Consider the following 7,850-nt stretch of genomic DNA (forward strand, 5'->3'; position numbering starts at 1 on the left):
ATGATCCTCAAGCGGACGGCAAAGGGGCAAACCGTTTTCGCTCAACTGCTTTATGCCCCTCAACTGGCGGCTCAATCAGCGCATGCCGCGCCCACACAAAGCCGCTACACCTGTGATGGAGCTATGAAGTGGTATCTATTGCCGGAGCGGGCTATGCCAAGGAGTGTCCCAGATTGCCGGCAGATAAGGAACGTCCCCAGGTGCCGGCGGCGGGCGTGACTTTTGTCCCGTTTTGACGCTCCGCTGACCTAGATGTTCGTCACATGAACTCGCAAACGTGGGACAATGACGCTACTGGTACCACAGACAAAGGATGTGCCTATGAACGCCCCCGTTGCCCAGCCCTGTCGGCAGCGCCGCCTGTTTGCGCGGTTCGCTTCCGTCTGCGCACTCGTCGCGCTTGCGTTGTTGCTGCTGCCTGCCGTCGCGCACGCCGACGGCTACTCCATGAGCCAAACCTATATCGGTGCCACGGTTGAGGCCGATGGCTCGCTGACCGTTGTCGAGGGACGCCAGTTCGATTTCGACGATGACATTAACGGCGTGTATTGGGATATCAATACAGGCTCTAACCAGCAAGGCGGCTCGGTGGTCGTCAATGTGCTGAGCGTCGAGGAAGACGACACTGCGTTTAACAAGGTCGACAGCGCAAATAAAGGCGACGACGGCGTTTACACGGTGGAGCAGTCCGACGACGGCGTAAAGATTAAGGTGTTCAGCCCTCACGAGAGCGGCGACAGCGCAATCTACTACGTGAGTTATTCCATGACCGGTGCGGTTATGAACTGGGCCGATACCGCCGAGCTCTACTGGAAATTTGTGGGTGACGGCTGGTCTGCGGACTCCGATGACGTCGAGATGGAAGTCTACTTTGCAAATGCCGCTGCCGGGACGGCTGCCGTCAAGGGCGATAACTTCCGCGCATGGGGCCACGGCCCGCTGACGGGCGACGTGTCGCTCGATGCGGACGAGCCCATGGTCACCTATACCATTCCCTGCGTGCATGAGGGCGAATTCGCCGAGGCACGCATCGCCTTCCCCAGCGACTGGGTGCCGCAGCTTGCCGTCTCGGGCGAAAAGCGCATGTCGACGATTCTGAGCGAAGAGAAGGAATGGGCCGACGAGGCCAACGCTCGCCGCGCTCACGCTCGCATGATTGCCAATGCGCTTGCCGTGCTAAGTGTTGTCGCGGCGGTGGCCTTTACCGGCACAATCGTTGTGCTCAAGCTGCGCCGCCGCAAGCCCAAGCCGCTTTTCCAGGACGAATATTTCCGCGATGTGCCTTCGGCCGACCATCCCGCCGTGCTTTCGGCCCTCATGAGCTGGAACGAGGTGCCCGATCAGGCATATATCGCCACGCTTATGAAGCTTACCGACGACCGCGTGATCAAGCTGGAAGAAGCGACCGAGACCAAGAAGAAGGGTCTGCTCCGTCGCGAAAAAGAGGAGCAGACGTATCGCATCACAGTGACCGACGAGGCCTGGAAGGCTGCCAAGAAGGACGGCATCGATCGCGATGTGCTCAAGGTCTTCTTCGCCGGCGTTAAGCCCGATAAGGACGGAGTCCGTTCGCGCACGTTTAGCGAGCTGGAGGAGTACGCTAGCGAGCGCACCACATCTGTTGGCGACAAGCTCGAGGACTATCAGAGCACGGTTAAGGGCAAGCTGGAGGCGCGCGAGCTTATCGCCTCGGACGGCACCATCGCCCTGGTTGCCGGCTTGGTTCTCGGCATCATTATTGTCTGTGGCATTTTGGGCTCTCTGTTCTATGCCGACTTTGCGGATGCCAATGTCGGTGCCGCTATGATCTCGATCCCCGTCACGATCGTGGGCTTTGTCCTGAGCTGCACCTTCCGTCGCTACACGCCGGAGGGCGCCGAGGTGGCGGCTCGCTGTAAAGCGCTCAAGCATTGGCTTGAGGACTTTACGCGCCTGAAGGAGGCCATTCCCAGCGACCTGATCTTGTGGAACAAACTGCTGGTGATGGGCGTTGCCCTGGGCGTTTCGAAAGAAGTGCTGCGACAGCTGGCCGAGGCCGTGCCTGCGGACCTGCGCAACAGCGACGATTTCTACGACAACTACCCCTGCTACTGGTGGTATTACCATCACTACGGCAACGAGTCCCCGCTCGATTCGTTCAACGATGTGTACCACGAGACCATCCGCGAGCTGGCTTCGAGTTCCGATAGTTCGAGCGGCGGCAGCGGCGGCGGCTTTTCCGGTGGCGGCGGTGGCGGCGTCGGCGGAGGCGGCGGCGGAACGTTCTAACGGTCGTAAATTATGGGATGGGCTTTTCTCGACAGCCGTCGGGGAAAGCCCATCCCCTTTTTACGCGCTACCTACGAAGACTGTCCCCAGCAACTAGTCATTTAAGAACGTTCCTAACGACTAGGTGCGGTTGCTGCCAAGGAGTGTCCCGGGGTGCCGGCACAAAAGGAACGTCCCTAGCTGCCAGGTTTAGGCTGTTAGATCGAGTTCGTAGAGGAAGCTTTCGCGCGGCATGTCGTGGCGGCGCTCTTCGCGGTTGGCGCGGTGCGTGGCCGTGCGCTTAAAGCCGTGCAGCTCGTAGAACTTCCATGAGCAGTTGGAGTCGGTGTACAGGTGCGCTCTTGTCGCCCCGCGCGAGGACAGGTGCGAGACCGCGGCGTCGAGCAAGACCGAGCCAACGCCCAGGCCATGGACATCGCGATCCACGGCAAGCAGCGTGACCTCGTTGTCGTGTGGCAGGGGGCTGCTTTCGAGCAGACGGTTGTTGGTGCGGATGGTTGCGCGCACAAACGAGAGATACTCGGCGCAGGCATCGGGCTCCAGCTCACGCATCTGCGATAGCAGCGCGCGCTCGGTATCCATCCAATGTTCATTGACGGTGGCGCCGGAGCTTTGCCCCGCACGCGCGAGCGCAATGCCGCGCGCCTGGCCGTCGATGACGGCAACCTGCGAAAACGTCGACGACGAAAGGCAGTAGGCAAGGTCGCACGCGGCCTCAAGGCGGTTGTACTCATCGTTATCCGAATTGTTATGCCAAAGCTGCTGCAGAATCAGCGCGATGGTGTCGAAGTCTTCGGTATCAAACGGTCGGTAGAGAACCCGCGAGACCATGGTGCCTCTTTCTTTTGCGGATGCATATCGAGCACAGTTCTACCACGCCATTGGCATCGAATTATGGTGCCCCTGTGTTCCATGAACTCACCGCGCCCGGTGCCGCGCCCATGCCCTCCGCTCGCAAGCTTTTTCTGCACATGCGACCGTTGCGGGGTGCATCGACGCGCTCGATGCGCTACATTGAATCAGTATTTTCAATGCCGCTGCGCGAGCGCTGCAGATCGACGTATCACCGACTCACAGAGCACGGCGGCGTACCAGACAGGAGGACTGCATGGGATCTGATGTGAAGATCGCACGCGCGTTGATCTCGGTTACCGATAAAACGGGTGTCGTCGATTTCGCACGGACGCTGGTCGATGACTTTGGCGTCGAGATCATCTCTACGGGCGGCACGGCTCGTGCCATCGAGGACGCGGGCGTTCCCGTAACCCCCATCGAGGAGTTCACGGGCTATCCCGAGATGATGGACGGCCGCGTTAAGACCCTGCACCCCAAGGTTCACGGCGCGCTGCTGGCCCGCCGCGATTCCGAGCAGCACATGCAGGAGGCCGCTCAGCACGGCATTAAGCTGATCGACTTGGTCGTCGTCAACCTGTACGAGTTCGAGAAGACCGTTGCCAACCCCGAGGTCACCTTCGCGGATGCCATCGAGCACATCGACATCGGCGGTCCCTCCATGCTGCGCTCTGCTGCCAAGAACGCCACGAGCGTTACCGTCATCTCCGATCCGGCCGACTATGATGCCGTCCTGGCCGAGATGCACGAGACCGGCGGTTGCACCACGCTTTCCACCCGTCGTCGCCTGCAGGTGAAGGTCTACCAGACCACCGCCGCCTACGACACGGCTATCTCCCGTTGGCTTGCCGCCCAGGCAAGTGACGTGGCGGATACCTCTGCCAAGCTCGAGATTTCGCTGGAGAAGGTCGACGACCTGCGCTATGGCGAGAATCCTCAGCAGAAGGCTACGGTCTACCGCTTTGCCGAGGGCTGCGAGAACACCGCGAGCTCGCAGTTCCCGCTCGTTGGCTCCGAGCAGATCCAGGGCAAGCCGCTCAGCTACAACAACTATCTGGATGCCGATGCCGCTTGGAACCTGGTCCGCGAGTTCGACGAGCCGGCCTGCGTGATCCTCAAGCACCAGAACCCCTGCGGTTCTGCCGTTGCCGAGGACATCACGGCTGCCTACGACCGCGCCTTCGCCTGCGATCCCAAGAGCGCCTTCGGCGGCATCATCGCCTGCAACCGCGAGGTTCCCTATGAGCTGGTCGAGCACTTTGCCGATCAGAACAAGCAGTTCGTCGAGGTCATCATCGCCCCGAGCTACACTGCCGAGGCGCTCGAGCGCATGGCCAAGCGCCCCAACCTGCGCGTGCTGGCTACCGGCGGCGTGGACCACGGCGCCCAGGTGGAGCTGCGCTCCATCGACGGCGGCATGCTGGTGCAGGAGGTCGACCACGTGACCGAGGACCCCGCGACCTTTACGTTCCCCACCGACCGCAAGCCCACCGACGCCGAGATGGCCGAGCTCGAGTTTGCCTGGAAGGTCTGCAAGGGCGTTAAGTCCAACGCCATCCTGGTCTCCAAGGGTAAGGCCGGCATTGGCATGGGCCCGGGTCAGCCCAACCGCGTCGACTCTGCGCTACTTGCCTGCGAGCGTGCCGAGGACTTCTGCGAGCGCGAGGGCGTGGAGAAGGGCGGCTTTGCCTGCGCAAGCGACGCATTCTTCCCGTTCCGCGACAACGTCGACGTGCTTGCCGCGCATGGCGTGACCTGCATCATCCAGCCCGGCGGCTCTAAGCGCGACGACGAGAGCATCGAGGCGTGCAACGAGCATGGTATTGCGATGGTCTTCACGGGCGCCCGCCACTTTAGGCACTAAGTTTCGCCTCGGGACAAAATAATCTCTGCAAAAGACGGTCGCTCCGTTTGGAGGGCCGTCTTTTTGGTATAAGAGGACGGAATGACTAACACGAAAGGTATGACCATGCCCCAGATTGATGATGCCGAGCTGTTTGGCAATGCCGAGGATCAGCGTGCGTACGAGGACTTTTGCGCCAATCAGGAGGCGGTCGAGAAGTTTACGCTCGACAAGCCCGCGCTTATCTGCCGTTGGCGCATGTCCAACAAAAAGGTGCCCATGCTCAACCGTCACATTCGCGCGCTGTCCGAGCGCTTGGTGCAGGGCGAGCCGCTTACCCATAACATGCTCAGCTGGGCCAAGCAGCACGTTGAGTGGTCGCTTGCCGAGGGCGATTACACCGCGCACGACGGCGTGCTCATGCTGGTGATCGACGTTAACGGCAATGCCGCCATGACGGTGGGTGAGTACGAGCCGCTGGCCGATACTTCGGCCAAGGCGCTGCGTGCCCGCTCCGCCGAGGCCCGCTCCGAGGCCGACGAAACCGGCGTGGCGCCCGAGCTGCTCGCTGCCGTCAACAACGGCGAGCTGGCCTTTGTGGCGCCGGCGGACGAGTGCCTGTGTGGCACGGCGACGCTCATAGAGCAGCTGGCCCAGACCAAGGGCATCCCGGTCACGCGCGTAGACATTCCCGCACAGCTCAAGGGCGCCTTGTTCCTGGTAAGCGACGAGCACGGCGTGGTGCCTGCCACCGACGCCGACGCCGCCGAGTCTGATGCCGCGACGGTCGCCTTCTTTGCCGACGGCTACGAAAAGCTTCGCGCCCGCCGCTAAATGATTATTCTGGGACGGGGATTATTTAATCATTTGATCCCCGCGCCCGCTGCGAGCGAGGGGCGATTCGAACGCTTTCGTTCGCGAACAGTTCTGTCATCTTAATGCCGCGCGAGGCGCGCACCGGCGACTTCGCGGCAATAATGGCAGTAAGACAACCAAGAGGGGGGGGAACGGAATCCATGGCGCTGATCTATATCGTTGAGGACGACGAGCCCATTCGTCGTGAGCTTGCCGATATCCTTGCCCGTGCCGGTTTTGAGGTCGAGGCCTGCGAGTCGTTCGAGCATGTCTCGCGTGACATCCTGGCCGCTGCACCCGACTTGGTACTGCTCGACCTGACGCTTCCCGTCAAAGACGGCCAGCATATCTGCCACGAAGTCCGCCGCGAATCCGAGGTTCCCATCATCGTCCTCACGTCGCGCACGACCGAGATCGACGAGGTCATGGCCATGACGCTCGGCGCGGACGACTTCGTTTCCAAGCCCTATAGCGCCCGCGTCCTCGTGGCGCGCATCAACGCGCTGATGCGCCGCACCACGGCGGCAGGCGAGCGTAGCACCATGGTCCACAAGGGGCTGGAACTCGACCTCGCCCGCTCCGCGGTCACCAACACGGCAACCGGCGACAGCACCGAGCTCACCAAAAACGAGCTGCGCATCCTCTCTCTGCTCCTGAGCCGCGCGGGCAAGATCGTCTCGCGCTCGGCCATCATGCAGGACCTGTGGGACTCCGATGCCTTCGTGGACGACAACACGCTCACCGTCAACATCAACCGCCTGCGCACCACGCTCGAAAAAATCGGCATCAAGGGGTATTTGACCACGCATCGCGGCCAAGGCTATTCGGTCTAGGGGCCGGCTATGTCGTTTGGCAAGTTCTTTAAAGATGCACTGCTTCCCGTCGCCGTGTGGACGTGCGGCGTGCTGCTGAGCTGCTTTGTGCTGACGGTCGCCGGCGCACCCGTTTCTATCGTGGTCGTGGCGGTTGGCGTGTCCTTTATCTTCGGTATGCTCGGCATCGTGATCGAGTACGCTCGCCGTCGCCGTTTTCTGCGTCAGTTGGAGCGCGCGGCAGAGGAGCTCGAGAGTCCCGCATGGGTGCAGGAGATGGTGCAATGCCCGACCTATGCCGAGGGCGAGCTCGAATACGAGGTCTTGCGCCGGGTGGGCAAAGCTGCCTGCGACGAGGTTGCCGAAGGCCGACGTCAGACCGATGACTATCGCGACTATATCGAGAGCTGGGTCCACGAGGCCAAGCTGCCCCTGGCGGCGGCCCACCTGATTTTGGAAAACCTGGACGGCAGCGAAGACGACCTGTCGCGTGTGGATGACCTGGGTCGCGAGCTGGCTCGCGTGGAGCGCTATATCGACCAGGCGCTGTACTATGCGCGCTCGGAAGTCGTGGAGCGCGACTACCTGATTCGCCGTTGGGATCTCAAGACCTTGGTGACGGGCGCGATTAAAGCCAACGCGCGCGAGCTTATCGCGGCGCACGTGGCTCCGGTGTGCGAGAACCTCGACTTTGAGGTCTTTACCGACGAGAAATGGCTCGAGTTTATTCTAGGCCAGCTTATTCAGAACAGCATCAAATATGCGCGCGAGGACGGCGCAAAGATCGTGTTTTCGGGCGCGTTGCTGGACGAGGGCCTGGCGAGCGAACGCATCGAGCTTACCGTCGCGGACAACGGCTGCGGCGTGAGCGCGGCCGACCTGCCGCGCGTGTTCGAGAAGGGTTTTACCGGCGACAACGGCCGCACCACCAAGCGCGCAACGGGCATCGGCCTCTACCTGGTGGCGCGCCTGTGCTCCAAGATGGGCATCGACGTCACCGCGGCATCCGAGCCCGGCGAAGGCTTCGTCGTAACATTCGCGTTTTCAACGAATAAGTTTCAATATTTCGAGTAACGCACGCGGCAGACGCCCACCCAAACAAAAACGTGCAGCCCAAACAAAACGTGCCACCCCAAACGGGGCGGCACGCTATCTTTTATCAGCCAACTCGCTGAAGTAGGCTTATAGGACAAAATGTGTGTCTACTTTAGGGGCGTCGG

Annotated in this window: 6 protein-coding genes; 5 read left to right on the plus strand and 1 reads right to left on the minus strand. The window is 61.3% G+C overall.

The window, feature by feature from the left end:
• Positions 1–321 precede the first annotated feature (321 nt).
• A complete protein-coding gene (locus DWV20_RS09920; RefSeq protein WP_158566360.1) occupies positions 322–2,268 on the plus strand; it encodes a DUF2207 domain-containing protein in 1,947 nt (648 codons plus the stop codon).
• 189 nt (positions 2,269–2,457) lie between these two features.
• Here the strand turns inward: DWV20_RS09920 and DWV20_RS08495 are convergent, their stop codons facing one another.
• Positions 2,458–3,099 (minus strand): N-acetyltransferase, encoded by a 642-nt coding sequence (locus DWV20_RS08495; RefSeq protein WP_117843648.1) that lies wholly within the window; start codon positions 3,097–3,099, stop codon positions 2,458–2,460.
• 277 nt (positions 3,100–3,376) lie between these two features.
• Between DWV20_RS08495 and purH the strand changes: the two genes are divergently transcribed.
• The 4 genes from purH (at position 3,377) to DWV20_RS08515 (ending at position 7,704) form a co-directional block, all read left to right on the plus strand.
• On the plus strand, positions 3,377–4,984 hold the full coding sequence (purH, locus tag DWV20_RS08500; protein ID WP_118237180.1) for a bifunctional phosphoribosylaminoimidazolecarboxamide formyltransferase/IMP cyclohydrolase: 1,608 nt from the start codon (positions 3,377–3,379) through the stop codon (positions 4,982–4,984).
• Between the two features lie 81 nt (positions 4,985–5,065).
• Entirely contained in the window at positions 5,066–5,797 is a 732-nt protein-coding gene (locus DWV20_RS08505) for a hypothetical protein (RefSeq protein WP_117759752.1), read from the plus strand.
• 182 nt (positions 5,798–5,979) lie between these two features.
• Positions 5,980–6,651: a response regulator transcription factor gene (locus DWV20_RS08510; RefSeq protein ID WP_117640391.1), complete on the plus strand. Its 672-nt coding sequence runs from the start codon at positions 5,980–5,982 to the stop codon at positions 6,649–6,651.
• Between the two features lie 9 nt (positions 6,652–6,660).
• The gene (locus DWV20_RS08515; RefSeq protein WP_117640390.1) at positions 6,661–7,704 is read left to right on the plus strand and encodes a sensor histidine kinase; all 1,044 of its coding nucleotides are present in this window, start codon (positions 6,661–6,663) and stop codon (positions 7,702–7,704) included.
• Positions 7,705–7,850: the final 146 nt, after the last annotated feature.

It is taken from the genome of Collinsella sp. AF02-46-1 (assembly GCF_003465825.1).
In the GTDB taxonomy this organism is placed as follows: Bacteria; Actinomycetota; Coriobacteriia; order Coriobacteriales; family Coriobacteriaceae; genus Collinsella.